The sequence below is a fragment of the Pseudonocardia yuanmonensis genome, from assembly GCF_039542425.1.
GTDB classification, from domain to species: Bacteria; Actinomycetota; Actinomycetes; order Mycobacteriales; family Pseudonocardiaceae; genus Pseudonocardia; species Pseudonocardia yuanmonensis.
This window is the reverse complement of the sequence record NZ_BAABIC010000033.1, coordinates 1-13566: the sequence shown is the minus strand read 5'-3', so window position 1 is coordinate 13566 and position 13566 is coordinate 1. Positions and strand designations below refer to the sequence as shown.

Genomic DNA, 13566 nt, shown 5'->3' with positions numbered 1-13566 from the left:
AAGTTCCATCTTGTCATTACCCCTATTCTATGGAAGAATAGGGTGGTTTCGTGGTCACCGAGAGATGGTCACATCAGCGGGGACGGACAGTGCGATGGAATTGAGGCAGTTCGAATACTTCCTGGCCGTCGTGCGTGAAGGTGGATTCAGCCGGGCCGCCCGCACGCTGCACGTCGGTCAGCCTGCCTTGAGCAAGCAGGTCCGGAACCTGGAACGGGAACTGCGTGTGGATCTGCTCTTCCGGGGTCCGGACGGCGTCGTCCCTACGCCCGCCGGGCGGCGACTCGAGGGAATACTGAGTGACATCTTCGTGCACGTCTCCGGAATCAAGGACGCGGTTCGCGAGGCGGCCGCCGGGGGGATCTCCGGCACGGTCTCGGTGGGGATATCACCGACGTTGATGCCGGCGCTGGCGGCGCCGCTGTCCGCGGAGTTGGAGAAGCGCCATCCGGCTCTGTCGGTACGGATCGTGGAAGCGCTCCCGATGTTCCTCAACGAGTGGCTCGAGTCGTACCGGCTCGACGTCGGGCTGTTCACCCGATGGCCGGCGCCCGGGACGGACCCGGTCCCCAAGCTGACCTACCGGCGGATCGGCGTGGAGCGCGTGGTCCTGACGGCGGCGGGCGCCGCGGCGACCCGGTCCCGGTGGAACGGGGTTCCCGACTACGCTCGGTGTGCTGGGATCCTGCAGGAGTTGCCCCTGGTGACGACCCCGGGCTTCCTCCTCCTGCTTGAGGAGCGGCGCGACCTCACCGAGATGCTCAGCCCGCTGACCTCGGAGATCGATTCGGTGCACACGGTCAGGGACATGGTCCTGCGCGGCGAGGTGTGTTCGGTCTTGCCGGTCACCTACATCCGGGAGGACCTGGCGGCCGGTCGGCTGATCGCTGCGTCGTTCGCACCGCCGCTTCGACGCGAACTGGTCGGCGTCACGCCGACCGGACGAACGCCGTCGGGTGCGGTGCAGGTGGTGATCGAGACCGCGCGCGCGCGGCTCACCGAACTCGCCTCCGCAGATGATGCGGGAGCCGGTACGGGGTAGGCCTCCACGTGGCTGGTGCGGGAGCCGACCGGGTCGCTCGACGGCCCGACCGCGTGGCAGCGGACGGCCCGACGCCGACCGGCCTGCTCGGCTGGGGCTTGGCGGCGGCGGGTGCCAAGCCGGGGCTGCGACCGCCGCCGCGCCCAGCTTCGCCGACTGCGTGTCATCGCGGGCCCGCTCGGCGTCGGGGCGCAGGAGCTGTTGAGCCTACGGTCGCGGACGATCCCGATGAAATCATGCGCTGGCCGACATGGCGGCGCGAAACGCCAACAACGAACCCGCGGCTGACTGTGAAGCTGGCGGAGCCGACTCGGTGATGGTGGGTTGGTGGTCGACAGCACCGGGGCGGTGCTGGCCGAGATCACCGTGGCCGCGGATCCAGACGGCTACGCCGAGCTGCTCGACCTCGGCCGGGCCCATGGGTGTTGTGGGGGTGGGCGGTCGAGGGCTCGGGTGGCTATGGGGCGGGCCTGGCCCGTCACCTGGCCGGGGCTGGGGAGTTGGTCGTCGAGCTCGACCGCCCGACCCGTCCGGCGCGGCGGGCGGGGGCGAAGGCCATCCGATCGACGCGGTCCGCGCCGCCCGGAACGCGCTGGGCCGGGCCCGGGTCGGCGCCCCCGCGCGGATGGTGAGCGGGCCGCGCTGCGGATCCGATTGTCGACCCGCCAGGCCGCGGTCGACGGGGTGACCGAGACCAAGAACCAGCTCCACGCCCTGGCCATCAGCGCTCCGGAACAGGTCCGGGCCAGGTTCCGTGGGCTCAAGACCGCGGCATTGCTCGCCAAGGCGGCCACGTTGCGGCCCGCCCGCCACGCCGGGGACGTGCACCTGTTCACCGCGCTGTCGGCGCTACGCGCCATCGCCCGCCGGATCATGGTGCTGCAGGACGAGGCCGACACCCACGAGGCCGCACCGGCTCAACCGCTCCGGGGACCGGCGCCTCAACAGCGCCATCCACACCATCGCCGTGTCCAGGATGCGGTTCCATCCCGACACCCGCGCCTACGTGCAACGCCGCCGCACCCAAGGCAAGAGCGACCCCGAAATCGGCCGCTGCCTCAAGCGCTACATCACCCGCCAGCTCCACCGCCAGCTCGAACACCCACCAGCAACGGCTTGACGAACCATAGGAGCGTCACTACCGACGCCGCGACGAGCGACTACCGGACCGATCAACTGCCGTTGCAGTATTAGGTTAGTCGAACGCGCTGACAAGCTGGATGCCAGCCTTTAAGCGGCCGCTCGGCCGACGGTCTCTCCCTGGGAGCCATCATGGGAGCGAATCGCTGATGCTGGGGAGCTACCGACGCCCTCACTGTTCCAGGAATGACGAGGAATGCACAGCTAGATGACGCGGTGGACGGATAGGAAAACGCTCCTGAAAGCGGGTGTCGCAGGTTCGGATCCTGCCGGGGGCACAGGTCAGCGTGGGTGCGGTCGATCTTGTCAGCCAGCGTGGGAGCCGGATGGGAGCGAATCTGGTATTCGACGTCACTGTCTGGACGCCCGACAAGGAGACCCGGTCGCCTTGACCGACGGCGCACGCCTGCCGGTTCGCGGGTCTGCCCGTCATCCACGACCAGGCCATCCAGGTCGTGGAGCAAGCGCCGTCGTCTTCGCGATCCACGCGCAGTACCCGCCTGACGAGCGCCCGGGACAACATCAGAACGACGATCAGCGACGTCACCGAGAGAAATCCACTCAGACTCGCCCGGTCGCCGAACACCAGGTCGACGAGTTCCAGCACGGCAAACTCGCTGTCGAACAGGACGAGCCAGAGCAGCAGCCCGGCGCCGATCTTGCCTGGCACGCCGGAGGCGGCCCGGAACCGGCCGACCACCCGCTTCTTGAGCAACAAGACTGCCTTGAGCACCACCTTGAGCAGCACCGCGACCAGCAGCGGCACGGTGAGGGTCTAGGTGACCACGCCGGGCAGGAACGAGGGGTGAACGGAGCGCCTGACCAGGGCGCTGGCGCCGGGTCTTCAGCTCAGGTGTTGTGTCGATCAGCGGGCGTGCCAGAACCGTCGGCCTCCGCCCGCGCGACACCTGCGGTTGCTTGAACTCGAGGTAGTCGGGCGTATTTGGATGCGCAGACCGTCTGTGCCCTTGTCAGGTGCGGGAGCTAGGCGATGGCGCCGTCGTGGAGCTTCTCGATCTCGACGGCGTCGTAGCCGAGTTCGGTGAGGACCTCGTCGGTGTGCTCGCCGAGCCCGGGGCCTGCCCAGCGGACCGCGCCGGGAGTGGCGGACAACTGGGGCGCGACGTTCTGCATGGCGAACTCCTGGCCCGCGGTGTTGCGCGTTCGGATGATCGCGTTGCGGGCGGCGAAGTGTTCGTCGGCGACCATGTCCTCGGTCCGGTAGACGCGGCCTGCAGGTACGCCGCCTGCGTGCAGCAGTTCCAGGAGTTCGTCGGCCGCGTAGCCCTTCGACCAGCTCTCGATGAGCTCGTCGAGCTCCTCCTGGCGTTCGCCCCGGGCGTGGTGGGTGGCGTAGCGCGGGTCGACGCCGAGTTCGGGGCGGCCCATCGATGCGGCGAGTCGCCGGAAGACGGTGTCCTGGTTCGCGGCGATGAGGATGCTCGCGGCATCCTCGGTGGGGTAGACGTTGCTGGGGGCGATCTTGGGCAGGATGGCTCCGGTGCGCTCGCGCTGGTGTCCGAGGGTGTCCCACTCGGTGACCGCGGCCTCCATCATCGCCAGGACCGCTTCGTAAATCGCCGAGTCGACGATCTGGCCGCGGCCGGTGACGGTCCGCGCGTGGAGCGCGGCGAGGGCGCCGAGTGCGGCATAGGTGCCGGCGAGGGAATCGCCGATGCTGATCCCGGCGCGGGACGGAGGTCGGTCGGGTTCGCCGGTGAGGTAGCGCAGCCCGCCCATCGCCTCCCCGATCGATCCGTAGCCCGCACGGGGGGCGTAGGGGCCGGTCTGCCCGAACCCGGTGACGCGCACGATGATCAGGCCGGGGTTGGTCTGCCAGAGTCGTTCGGGGGAGAGGTTCCAGCGTTCGAGGGTTCCCGGTCGGAAATTCTCGACGAGGATGTCGGACTGGTCCAGGAGCCGTCGGGCGACGTCCTGGCCTGCGTCGACGCGAAGGTCGAGGGTGATCGAGCGTTTGTTGCGGGCGATCACCGGCCAGGTCAGGGAGTCGCCCTCGGACGTGGTCTGTCCCCACTGGCGCATGGGGTCACCGACGCCGGGTGACTCGACCTTGACGACGTCGGCCCCCAGGTCGCCGAGGAGCTGGCCGCAGAACGGCCCGGCGATGAGCTGGCCCATCTCGACGACGCGGATGCCGGTCAGCGCACCCCGGGGCGCTTCGGTGGTCATCACGTTCCTCTTTCGGAGTTCGCTGTGCCGTCTGCGTTGAGATCCGCCCCCAGCAGGGCGGCGCGAGCGGCGATGATGTGAGAACGCATGACCGACCCCGCCCACTCCGGGGAGCCTGCCCGGATGGCCGCGGTCAGCTCGCGGTGGTGGCCCATGCTGCGGGCGAGTGCGTCGGGTGTGTAGCGGGAGAAGGTGCGCATGACCGAGGGGACGTGCACCACAGAGCCGAGCATGGTGGCCAGCCTCGGGCTGTCCGCGGCGTCGATGATCAGGCGGTGGAAGCGGGTGTTGAGGTCGCCGAGCGCGAGGAGGTCGTGGGCGTCGCTGCGCTGTGCACAGGCCTCCATCTGCTCGCACAGCTCGGTGAGCCGGTCGGTCTCGGCGGCGTGCATCCGGCCCGCGGCCCGCTCCGCGGCGTGGGCCTCGAGCATGATCCGCAGGTCGTAGATCTCGTGGAGGTCCTCCACCGACCACCGGGCGACGCGCGCGCCGCGATTGGCCAGGACCTCGACGAGGCCTTCCGACGACAGCGTCCGCAAGGCTTCGCGCACGGGGGTGCGGCTCACCCCGAGCTGGGTCGCGAGCTCGACCTCCTGCAGCCGGCTCCCCGGCGCCAGCTCGCCCTCCATGATCAGTCGGCGAAGCTGCGTCACGGTCTGTTCTGTGGCGGCGGCCATGTCTCTCCCCGTCAGATGGTGTGCCCCTCGGCGCCGGCCACGGATGGCCGGCGCCGGTCGCCTGATCCGGACCCCAGCATCCACGAGCTCCGGCACGGCCATCCGTTCTGGTGATCAGCCCCCGGAAAGGCCGTCCACGGCGCTCAGGCCGGCCTGGGCCACCTCCATGTCCTGTGTGTAGTGCCCGCCGCTGACGCCGATGCCTCCGACGACCGCGCCGTCCACGGTGATCGGGTAGCCGCCGCCGAACACCACGAGTCGGTCGATGCCGGTCGGGGCGCCGACGCGAAGCGGCTCGTCGCCCTTGATGAAGTCGAACCAGCCGTCGGTCGGCATCTGGAACCCGGCAGCCGTGTAGGCCTTGTCCTGGGCGACCTGCACAGAGAGCAGCGGCGCGCCGTCCATCCGCGCGAACGCCTTCTGGACTCCCGACTCGTCGACGACGGACACGACGAAGGCGCCGCCGTCCGCCTCGGCCTTCGCCACTGCCCCGCGCACGATCTGCTGAGCCAACTCGAGGGTGATGGAGGGGCGGTTGTAGGTGCCGGCCATGAGACGGGTCTCCTTCGCGTCGTTGGGATGAGCTCGTGCCAATTTGCATACATGCAAGCGCACCTGCGCGCGGAGTGTCAACTCTCTCGCCTCGACCGACAGCTGTCTGCGCAGAGCTGAGCCCGGAGCGTCACGCCGAGGTTCCCTCTGGCGCCAATCGCTCTGATGATGCTCATGAGCAGCGCTGAAGCTCGCACAAGACGTGACCTTGTCCCTCGCCTGGGGCACCAGTGGCGTGGTGCATCCGGAGTGAGGAGCCCGTCCGGATCGCTCGCTCGGCATGATGCTTGACACACACCAAGAGGTCTTGTTGTATGCATTTGGCCGCACCGGGGCGCCGGATGCAGCTGACATGAACGCCGGAGCATGAGGATTCGAGGCGACGATGGGCAAGCTGGACGGCAAGGTCGTGGTGATCACTGGCTCGGCAGGTGGCATGGGGCAGGTGGCGTGTCGCATGTTCTGTGCCGAGGGGGCGCGAGTGCTGGGCGCCGATCTCGACGGGACGGCGGGCAAGGAACTGGAGACCCGCCTGCGGGACGAAGGTCTCGACTTCCGCTTTGCGGAGGTGGACGTGGCCTCGGCGGCGAGCGTCGCGGAGCTGGCGGCCAGGGCGAAGGCCGAGTTCGGCGGTGTGGACGTGCTCTACAACAACGCCGGAATCATCGCGGGCAAGCCGATCCTCGAGACCACCGAGGACGAGTGGGCCCACATCGAGCGGATCAACTCCAAGAGCATCTTCCTCGCCACGAAGGCGTTCGTCCCGCTCATGGCGGGCCGCAAGGGATCGATCGTGAACGTCTCCTCCATCGGCGGGATCGTGGCGTTTGCGAACATGGGTGCCTACGGTGCGGCCAAGGCCGCGGCAGCACACTTCTCGCGTGTCGCGGCGGTCGAGTTCGCGCCCGACATCCGGGTCAACGCGATCTGCCCCGGCGTCGTCGACACCCCGATGCCCCGGAACTTCACCAAGGACATGGACGACCGCGACCAGATCTTCGAGAGCTGGAACCACGAGCACCTCACCGGTCGGCTCGGTCGTCCGGAGGAGGTCGTCTCGCTGGCGCTGTGGCTCGCGAGCGACGACGCCGGGTTCATGACCGGCGCCGTGCTCAACATCGACGGCGGCTACTCCACTCGCTGACCCCCCATCCCCGACACGTACCGAGGAGCATTCGTGAGCAGCGCAGCAGAGCGACTGGGTCTGGTCCCCGCCACCCCGCGACCCGAGAGCCAGCGCACGCCGGTGGCCGACGGCCGCACCACGCATCCGATCTTCAACGACCAGCCGCTCAAGCTCGGACTGTTCGGCACCAACTGCTCGTACGGGCTGACCATCAGCCACGCCGAGACCACCTACGAACCGACCTGGGATCACACCCTCAAGATCGCGCAGAAGGCGGATCGGCTCGGGTTCGAGGCGCTCGTACCGGTCGCCCGCTGGCGCGGCTTCGGAAGCACGACGAACTTCAACGGCACCTGTTTCGAAACCTACACGTGGGCGACCGGTCTGGCCGCGCTGACCGAGAACATCGGCATCTTCGCGACGTCGCACCTGCCCACGCTGCACCCGATCGTCGCGGCCAAGATGGCGACCACGGCCGACCACGTCTCCCACGGCCGCTTCGGTCTCAACCTCGTCATGGGCTGGTTCACCCCGGAGATGGAGATGTTCGGCGCCGAGCAGCGCGAGCACGACCAGCGCTACGTGTACGGCCAACAGTGGATCGACTTCGTGAACAAGCTCTGGACGGAAGAGGGTTCCTTCGACTTCGTCACCCAGGACTTCCAGAGCCTCGACGTCGAGTCCTACCCGAAGCCCTACCAGGGCCCGCGCCCCGCGCTCATCAACGCCGGGAACTCCAAGTCGGGCGTCGACTTCTCCGCCCGGAACGTCGACGTCAACTTCGCCGCGATGGACACCGTCGAGACGATGAACGGCTACACCTCGGACCTCAAGGCCAAGGCGCGCGAGGCCCACCAGCGCGAGATCCAGACGATGACCTACGGCCTGGTCGTCTGCCGGGACACCGAGGACGAGGCCAAGCGGGACTTCCAGCACATCGTCGACATGGGCGACCGCGACGGCGCGAACAACGTCATGAAGGTCCTCGGGATGCAGAGCGAGTCATTCGCCTCCCAGCTCGCCTCCTATCAGGAGCGCTTCATCGCGGGCTGGGGTGGCTACCCGATCGTCGGCACCCCGGAGCAGGTCGTCGAGGAGATGCAGCGTGTCCACGACCTCGGCGGCATGGACGGGATGATCATGGGAATGCTCGACTACCACGAGGAGATCGACTACTTCGGCGACAACGTCCTGCCGCTGCTGAAGCAGGCCGGGCTACGCCACTGATGTCGCCCCTGACGATCTGCGAGGTCGGCCCTCGGGACGGGCTGCAGAACGAGCCGGACGTGCTCCCTCCTGTCGTCCGCGCCGAACTCGCGAACCGCATGGCACGCACCGGGGTGCAGCGGGTCGAAGCGGCGAGCTTCGTCCATCCCGCGCGTGTTCCTCAGATGGCGGGTGCCGAGGACGTGCTGGCCGCAGTCGAGGCGAGGGCAGGCCTGACCCGCGCGGCCCTGGTGCTCAACGACCGCGGCTACGAGCGGCTCCGCTCGACCGCGTGCGAGGAAGTCCACGTCGCGTTCTGCGTGACCGAGACCTTCAACCAGCGCAACCAGGGCCGCCCGGTCGCCGAGTCCCTGGCGCAGGCCCGCGGCATCATCGCCGCTGCCCACGCGGACGGACGCCGAGCCACCGTCACCCTGGCGGCCTCCTTCGGGTGTCCGTTCGAGGGAGAGGTGGATCCCGGCGTGGCCCTCCGGCTCGCGGAGCAGGTGACGGACGCGGACGAGATCGTCTTCGCCGACACCATCGGCGTCGGGGTCCCCAGCCAGGTCCGCGCACTGCTGGTCGGGGCCCGACCACTTGGGAAGCCCCTGGGTCTGCACCTGCACAACACCCGCAACACCGGATACGCCAACGCCTACACCGCGATCGAGTCAGGTGTCGCCGTCCTCGATGCCTCCGTCGGCGGAATCGGCGGCTGCCCGTTCGCGCCGCGGGCCACCGGCAACATCGCCACCGAGGACCTGCTCTACCTACTCGACAAGGAGGGCGTCGACACCGGCGTGGACATCGACGAGGTCATCCGCGTCGCCGAATGGCTGGAGAAGACGCTCGGCAGACAGCTCACCGGACAGCTCTACCGCGCAGGTCCGTTTCCCTAGCGATGCGGCTGATCAAGCCCGAGGTCCTCGGGCGTCGAGGAGGTCGGTCGGCGAGCAGGCTCGCCGGTCTAGTGCCGGACGAGATGATCGAGGCATGGCCACCCGAGCCCACCCCGCTGGCCACGGCACGGGTCGTCTTCGGTGATCTCTGAGCGGCCAAACTCGACGCCGAGATGCTCGAGCGTCTCTACGCCCGGCTACAGGGTTTCCGCGAGCTGTGCAACGGGCGCCCGCGCGCCGGCCACACCTGCCGCCCGCTCGCGGGCAGCACCACCCGGAAGGTCCACCACATCCTCCACGCCGCCCTCGACCGGGCGGTGCGCCGGCGACACCTGGGCGTCAACCCGGCATCGGCCGGCAGGATCGCGGCCGCGACCGGGAAGGAAGGCGCCTACGCCGACCGCGTCACCGCCACCGCGACAGGCGGGGCCGGCCCGCCGGGTCCGCGGGCTCCTGCAGCCAGTGCTCTACGCCACCTCGCTGCGAGCCCCCGAGGACGTCTACGCGCTCACGCCGTTCCCCTGGCCGCTGTCCGGCGCCGGCTACACCGCGGCCTGGACCGCGCTCGACATCCCGCGGCTGCTCGTGAACACCACCGTGATGGCCGCGATGATCGCGCTCGGCCAGCTGCTCACCGGACTGCTCGCCGGGGTCGTGCTGCCCACCCTCTGCTCCGCCCTCGCCGTGATCATGCTGCGGCGCACGTCCGCAGCGTCCCGCGCGAGCTGCTCGAAGCCGCACGCATGGACGGCCGCAGCGCCTGGGCCGTCCTGTGGACCGTCGTCGTGCCCAATCTCGGCCCTGCCCTCGCCGCCCTCGGCGTCCTGCTGTTCGTCAACGCCTGGAACGAGTACTTCTGGCCCGCGCTCGTCCTGCAGCGCACCAACGCGGTGCTCCAGCTCGGCCTGCGCAGCTTCTGGGCACCGAGGGCAACGACTGGGGCCCGCTCATGGCCACCGCCGGGCCGGCCTGCCTGCCCGTTCTGGTCCTCTGCCTCGCCCTGCAGCGCCGCCTCGTCGACGGCTTCGTGCGCTCAGGGCTCCGATGATCCGGGGTTCGGGTCGGGGTGGCGGCCTCAGCGACGCGGCGAGGCGGTGATCTGGTGCCGCGCGGCCTGGAGGTACCGGGCGACCTCGCCGGTGATCCGGTCGGCGTCCCGGTTCAGCACCTCCGACCGTTCGTCGGCGGGCAACGAGGCGTAGGCGACGACGAGGTCCTCGAGCCGGCCCAGCAACATCGCGGCCGCCTCGGCCCGCGTCTCCCCCGGAGTCAGTACACGTTCCACTCCTCCAGTTCTCCCGCACGGTCGCCCCCGTGAGCAACCGGCGCGCGGGACGAGTGGATGAACAGCCCGTGACGGACTCCTTCCGAGACTCGCCCGGCCCGAGGGACCGGGGAGGAACCCCGTGCCACTGACGCTGATCAAGGGCGGTTTCCGGATCGTCGGCGCCGCCCCTTCAGGGGGGTAACAGGTCCGCATGACCCACCCAGCCGAGGAGCTGATCTTCGTCGAGGCGTGACAGCGCCACCAGACCTCGTCGACGACGCGCAACGGCCATCGTCCGTTGGCCGGACCGAGGTCTCCTCGTCGTCGGCCCCGCTTACCGTCACGCCATGAGCGCGACCGCCCTCGGGCACAGCATGCGCGACGAGCGCCTTTCCGAGGTGGACAGCGCCCTTGCTCGCGTGACCTCCGGTGCCCGTCCTCACCGCGTGCGGACCAGGACTGCGCTCGACGGGCTGCGATCGCGGCTCCACGGCATCCACGAGCGCTGTGACGTGCCGACGCGAAGCGCTGGTCCGAGTACCGGGCCGCACTCGATGCGGGGCTCGACGAGCTCGACTCCGAACTCGCCCGGGTGACCGAGCACCACGCGCCCGAGGACCTCGACGACCTGCTCTACCCGCACCTCACCCGGCTCGAGCTCGACGGCTGGCGCGTACGCGCGACCCACGGCGCAGGTGCGGACGAGCCGGGCTCGGTCTCACTCGACCTCATCGCGTACGCACACCGGCAGCTCGACTCGCAGAGCAGCGATGCCGGCCTGCCGAAGGGCGACCTGGAACGGATCATGGACGCGATCCGCGACAGCGTCCCGCACGCCGACATCAGCCCGGGGCCGCGCTGACCGGCATCGTCACGCCCCTGCGGGCCCTGCGACGACCGGACGTTGATCCGGCATCCCGCGGTGGTCGGCTGGGAGCCATTGTTCGGCAACGGGGTCGCGACACGCTCGACGAGGGCGGCTTCGTCGTTGTGCAGGGCCACGACGGCAAGGTCCGCGAGACCCGCCGCATCGAGCCCGGCGCTGCGGACGAAGGCGTCACCGCGGCCGTCACCACCGCCCGGACCGCGACCGCGGTGGACCACACGAACGAGGCCCGATCGGCTGCGAGAGGCAGTCCACCCGCGACAGAGCCTCCGGCAGGCGACGGCGAGCTGAACGCTCGGCTACTAGATCGATTGAGGACCTACCGATCTTCGCTCTCGGCGGGTGGGCTGGGCCCCGGCAACACGTCGATGAGGCGTGTGGCCGATGGTGCACCAGTGGCGCCGGCCCGGGCGGCGGGGGGCACACGCCGTCCGGGCCCCATTCACCCGGGAGGCTCGGTGGCTCGCACTCGTCGCGCTCGGATGCTGATCAGCAAGGCGGAGCCCGGAATCCACGCCGTCACGATCGACGGCACGCTCGACGCCTATATCGGTCTCCGCCTGAGACGGCTCGTCAACGCACGACTGACGCTTGTCAGGTGCGGCCGCGACCAGGTCACTCGGTGTCTGGTGATCGACCTCGGCCTCGTCGACCGGGCGACGAGCCTCGGCCTCGAAGCCGTCATCCAGGCCGGGCGGGACACGAGCCGGACGTCCGCGTCGTTCGCCGTGGTCGGACACCGGACGTTGTTCGAGGTGCTGCCGCCCGAGGACCGGGCGACGGTCACCGCGTTCCCCCGCTATACCGGCCTCCCCGAGGCCGCACGGGCACTCGCCGCCTCGGCTCGGCACTCCTGATCACTCGCGGAGGCCGCGTGGAGAACCGCTGATCATCGGGTACCGGGGGGCGTGACCGGCACGCCCCTCGAGCCGCAGACGTGCCCGAGGTGCCGAACCGCGAGTCCGACTGGACCGAGCCGACCGCCTCGGCGGCCCGAACCGATCCCCGCCCGTCGTCGCACGGTCCGGAGCTCCGCCGCCTGCGGTGACGCTCCGCCCGCCGCGCGCCGAGCCGGCGACGAGTCCGCCGTCCGGACGAGGCCCCGAGCTCGCCGTTCGGGCGGACGGTCACGCGGTGGCCGCACGTCAAGATGAACGCCCTTCACCGATCAGCCACGACGTGGACGAGCCTTCTCGGGTCGCGGTGCCGTCTACAAGCGCGTCGAGGAGCTCCCTGACATCACCGGCGCCTGGCGCTACCGCCAGTCCGTGCACCGGGCCGGGTGAGCGGCCCGCCGGGATCGTCGGCCGTGTGCCCGGCCCGCCGGGCGACCACCGCCACAGTTGTCCCGGCCCTTCTCAGGTGCCCCACAGCGGCCGCCGTTGCCGCCGACCTGAACCCGCTGCACGATCACTCGTGGTCCGCGACCTCGACAGGCCGGCGCGCCGGCAGGAAGCAGCCCACGAGATGAGCACTGCCCTCGTCCTGCGCGAGTTCGTCCGCAACCCGTTGCGAATGGCCTCGGTGACACCGAGCTCCCCCGCCCTCGCCGCCACCATGACCGCACCGGTCCCGAGCAGCGGAGAACCGATCGTCGTCGAACTCGGCCCCGGCACCGGAGCGTTCACCGCCGCCGTACAACAACGCCTCGGGAGCCGCGGCCGACACATCGCCGTCGACCTCAACCCGCACTTGGCCGAGGTCCTGGCCGAGCGGTTCCCCTCTGTCGAGGTCGTCGTCGCGGCCGCCGCCGACCTCCCCGCGATCCTGGCCGACCGTGGCATTGCCACAGCCGACGCCGTCGTGAGCGGACTGCCGTGGGCGGCCTTCTCGGGGCGTGCCGGAGGACGCCTGATCGACACCATCGCCACCACCCTCCATCCGGCCGGCGCGTTCACCCAGTTCACCTACACCTGGAGCCGCTGGGCCACGCCGTCACGACGCCAACACGAACAACTCCGGGACGCCTACGACGAGGTGATCGTCAGCCGCACCATCTGGCGCAACGTCCCCCCGGCCCTGACCTACGTGGCCCGCCGTCCCCATCTCCGACGTTCCTGACAGCCACTGGCCGCCCCGCGTTCAGAGGCGTTCGCTGGCCTCGTAGACCTGCGACGGCGGCCCGACGACGAGCGGATCGGGCTCCCCGACCGCCTCGGGATCCTTCGTCGGATAGTCCAGCGTCGAGAGCACCCAGCTCAACGCGGCGATCCGGCCGCGGCGCTTGTCGTTGCTGCGCACCACCGTCCACGGCGCTTCCGGCGTGTCCGTGCGCTCGAACATCGCCTCCTTGGCGCGGGTGTACTCGTCCCACCTCTCCAACGCGGCGAGATCCACCGGGCTGAGCTTCCACTGCCGCAACGGATCGATCACCCGGATCAGGAAGCGCGTCCGCTGCTCCGCCCGGGACACCGAGAACCACAACTTCACCAGGTGGATCCCGTCGTCGACCAACGACTGCTCCAGGTTCGGCGCCTGCGCCATGAACTCCTCGTACTCCCGGTCCGAACAGAACCCCATGACCGGCTCGACGACGGCCCGGTTGTACCAGGACCGGTCGAACAGCACGATCTCCCCGGCC

The 13566-nt window shown here is 69.8% G+C and carries 15 protein-coding genes and 1 pseudogene; 9 read left to right on the top strand and 7 right to left on the bottom strand.

The features are described from left to right. The first annotated feature begins 94 nt into the window (after positions 1-94). Both ABD990_RS31525 and ABD990_RS34605 read left to right on the top strand, forming a co-directional pair. On the top strand, positions 95-1042 hold the full coding sequence (locus ABD990_RS31525; RefSeq protein ID WP_345384446.1) for a LysR family transcriptional regulator: 948 nt from the start codon (positions 95-97) through the stop codon (positions 1040-1042). Positions 1043-1796: 754 nt separating this feature from the next. Further along, complete coding sequence (locus ABD990_RS34605; RefSeq protein ID WP_425569699.1) at positions 1797-2162, top strand: transposase; 366 nt, start codon at positions 1797-1799, stop codon at positions 2160-2162. A 192-nt stretch (positions 2163-2354) separates the two neighbouring features. Here the strand turns inward: ABD990_RS34605 and ABD990_RS31520 are convergent, their stop codons facing one another. From ABD990_RS31520 to ABD990_RS31505, 4 genes are all read right to left on the bottom strand, one after another. Beyond that, entirely contained in the window at positions 2355-2948 is a 594-nt protein-coding gene (locus ABD990_RS31520; protein ID WP_345384445.1) for a hypothetical protein, read from the bottom strand. Between the two features lie 218 nt (positions 2949-3166). Then, positions 3167-4372, bottom strand: coding sequence for a CaiB/BaiF CoA transferase family protein (locus ABD990_RS31515; RefSeq protein WP_345384444.1), 1206 nt, complete (start codon positions 4370-4372; stop codon positions 3167-3169). Further along, positions 4372-5049, bottom strand: coding sequence for a GntR family transcriptional regulator (locus ABD990_RS31510; protein ID WP_345384443.1), 678 nt, complete (start codon positions 5047-5049; stop codon positions 4372-4374). Before ABD990_RS31510 ends, ABD990_RS31515 begins: the two co-directional genes overlap by 1 nt. Before the next feature lie 114 nt (positions 5050-5163). Further along, positions 5164-5601 (bottom strand): GlcG/HbpS family heme-binding protein, encoded by a 438-nt coding sequence (locus ABD990_RS31505; protein ID WP_345384442.1) that lies wholly within the window; start codon positions 5599-5601, stop codon positions 5164-5166. Between the two features lie 385 nt (positions 5602-5986). Between ABD990_RS31505 and ABD990_RS31500 the strand changes: the two genes are divergently transcribed. Genes ABD990_RS31500 through ABD990_RS31490 form a run of 3 tightly spaced genes read left to right on the top strand, consistent with a single transcriptional unit; the run spans position 5987 to position 8832 of the window. Continuing rightward, complete coding sequence (locus ABD990_RS31500; protein WP_345384441.1) at positions 5987-6745, top strand: SDR family NAD(P)-dependent oxidoreductase; 759 nt, start codon at positions 5987-5989, stop codon at positions 6743-6745. A gap of 33 nt (positions 6746-6778) precedes the next feature. Then, entirely contained in the window at positions 6779-7954 is a 1176-nt protein-coding gene (locus ABD990_RS31495; protein WP_345384440.1) for an LLM class flavin-dependent oxidoreductase, read from the top strand. Next, positions 7954-8832: a hydroxymethylglutaryl-CoA lyase gene (locus ABD990_RS31490; RefSeq protein ID WP_345384439.1), complete on the top strand. Its 879-nt coding sequence runs from the start codon at positions 7954-7956 to the stop codon at positions 8830-8832. Before ABD990_RS31495 ends, ABD990_RS31490 begins: the two co-directional genes overlap by 1 nt. Positions 8833-9374: 542 nt before the next feature. Here ABD990_RS31490 and ABD990_RS31485 read toward each other — a convergent pair. After that, positions 9375-9497 carry a hypothetical protein gene (locus tag ABD990_RS31485; RefSeq protein ID WP_345384438.1) on the bottom strand — a complete coding sequence of 41 codons (123 nt, stop codon included), beginning with the start codon at positions 9495-9497 and terminating at the stop codon, positions 9375-9377. A gap of 78 nt (positions 9498-9575) precedes the next feature. On the opposite strand from ABD990_RS31485, the pseudogene ABD990_RS31480 reads away from it, so the two are divergent. Next, positions 9576-9653: pseudogene (locus tag ABD990_RS31480) on the top strand (hypothetical protein); the annotation flags it as partial. A gap of 254 nt (positions 9654-9907) precedes the next feature. Here the strand turns inward: ABD990_RS31480 and ABD990_RS31475 are convergent. Next, positions 9908-10117 (bottom strand): hypothetical protein, encoded by a 210-nt coding sequence (locus tag ABD990_RS31475; RefSeq protein ID WP_345384495.1) that lies wholly within the window; start codon positions 10115-10117, stop codon positions 9908-9910. A 574-nt stretch (positions 10118-10691) separates the two neighbouring features. Here ABD990_RS31475 and ABD990_RS31470 point away from each other — a divergent pair. The 3 genes from ABD990_RS31470 (at position 10692) to ABD990_RS31460 (ending at position 13046) form a co-directional block, all read left to right on the top strand. Continuing rightward, positions 10692-10961, top strand: coding sequence for a hypothetical protein (locus ABD990_RS31470; protein WP_345384437.1), 270 nt, complete (start codon positions 10692-10694; stop codon positions 10959-10961). A gap of 419 nt (positions 10962-11380) precedes the next feature. Further along, the gene (locus tag ABD990_RS31465; protein WP_345384436.1) at positions 11381-11842 is read left to right on the top strand and encodes a hypothetical protein; all 462 of its coding nucleotides are present in this window, start codon (positions 11381-11383) and stop codon (positions 11840-11842) included. A 610-nt stretch (positions 11843-12452) separates the two neighbouring features. Beyond that, positions 12453-13046, top strand: a complete 594-nt coding sequence (locus tag ABD990_RS31460; RefSeq protein ID WP_345384435.1) for a class I SAM-dependent methyltransferase — start codon at positions 12453-12455, stop codon at positions 13044-13046. A gap of 21 nt (positions 13047-13067) precedes the next feature. Here the strand turns inward: ABD990_RS31460 and ABD990_RS31455 are convergent. Then, positions 13068-13566 (bottom strand): polyphosphate kinase 2 family protein (locus tag ABD990_RS31455; RefSeq protein ID WP_486362912.1); only part of this gene is annotated, 499 nt, incomplete at its 5' end.

What these genes read in the sequence shown, in the direction of transcription:
- ABD990_RS31525 (WP_345384446.1), top strand. Translation starts at nt 95, where the DNA reads ATGGAATTGAGGCAGTTCGAATACTTCCTGGCCGTCGTGCGTGAAGGT.
- ABD990_RS31515 (WP_345384444.1), bottom strand. Translation starts at nt 4,372, where the DNA reads ATGACCACCGAAGCGCCCCGGGGTGCGCTGACCGGCATCCGCGTCGTC.
- ABD990_RS31510 (WP_345384443.1), bottom strand. Translation starts at nt 5,049, where the DNA reads ATGGCCGCCGCCACAGAACAGACCGTGACGCAGCTTCGCCGACTGATC.
- ABD990_RS31505 (WP_345384442.1), bottom strand. Translation starts at nt 5,601, where the DNA reads ATGGCCGGCACCTACAACCGCCCCTCCATCACCCTCGAGTTGGCTCAG.
- ABD990_RS31500 (WP_345384441.1), top strand. Translation starts at nt 5,987, where the DNA reads ATGGGCAAGCTGGACGGCAAGGTCGTGGTGATCACTGGCTCGGCAGGT.
- ABD990_RS31490 (WP_345384439.1), top strand. Translation starts at nt 7,954, where the DNA reads ATGTCGCCCCTGACGATCTGCGAGGTCGGCCCTCGGGACGGGCTGCAG.
- ABD990_RS31460 (WP_345384435.1), top strand. Translation starts at nt 12,453, where the DNA reads ATGAGCACTGCCCTCGTCCTGCGCGAGTTCGTCCGCAACCCGTTGCGA.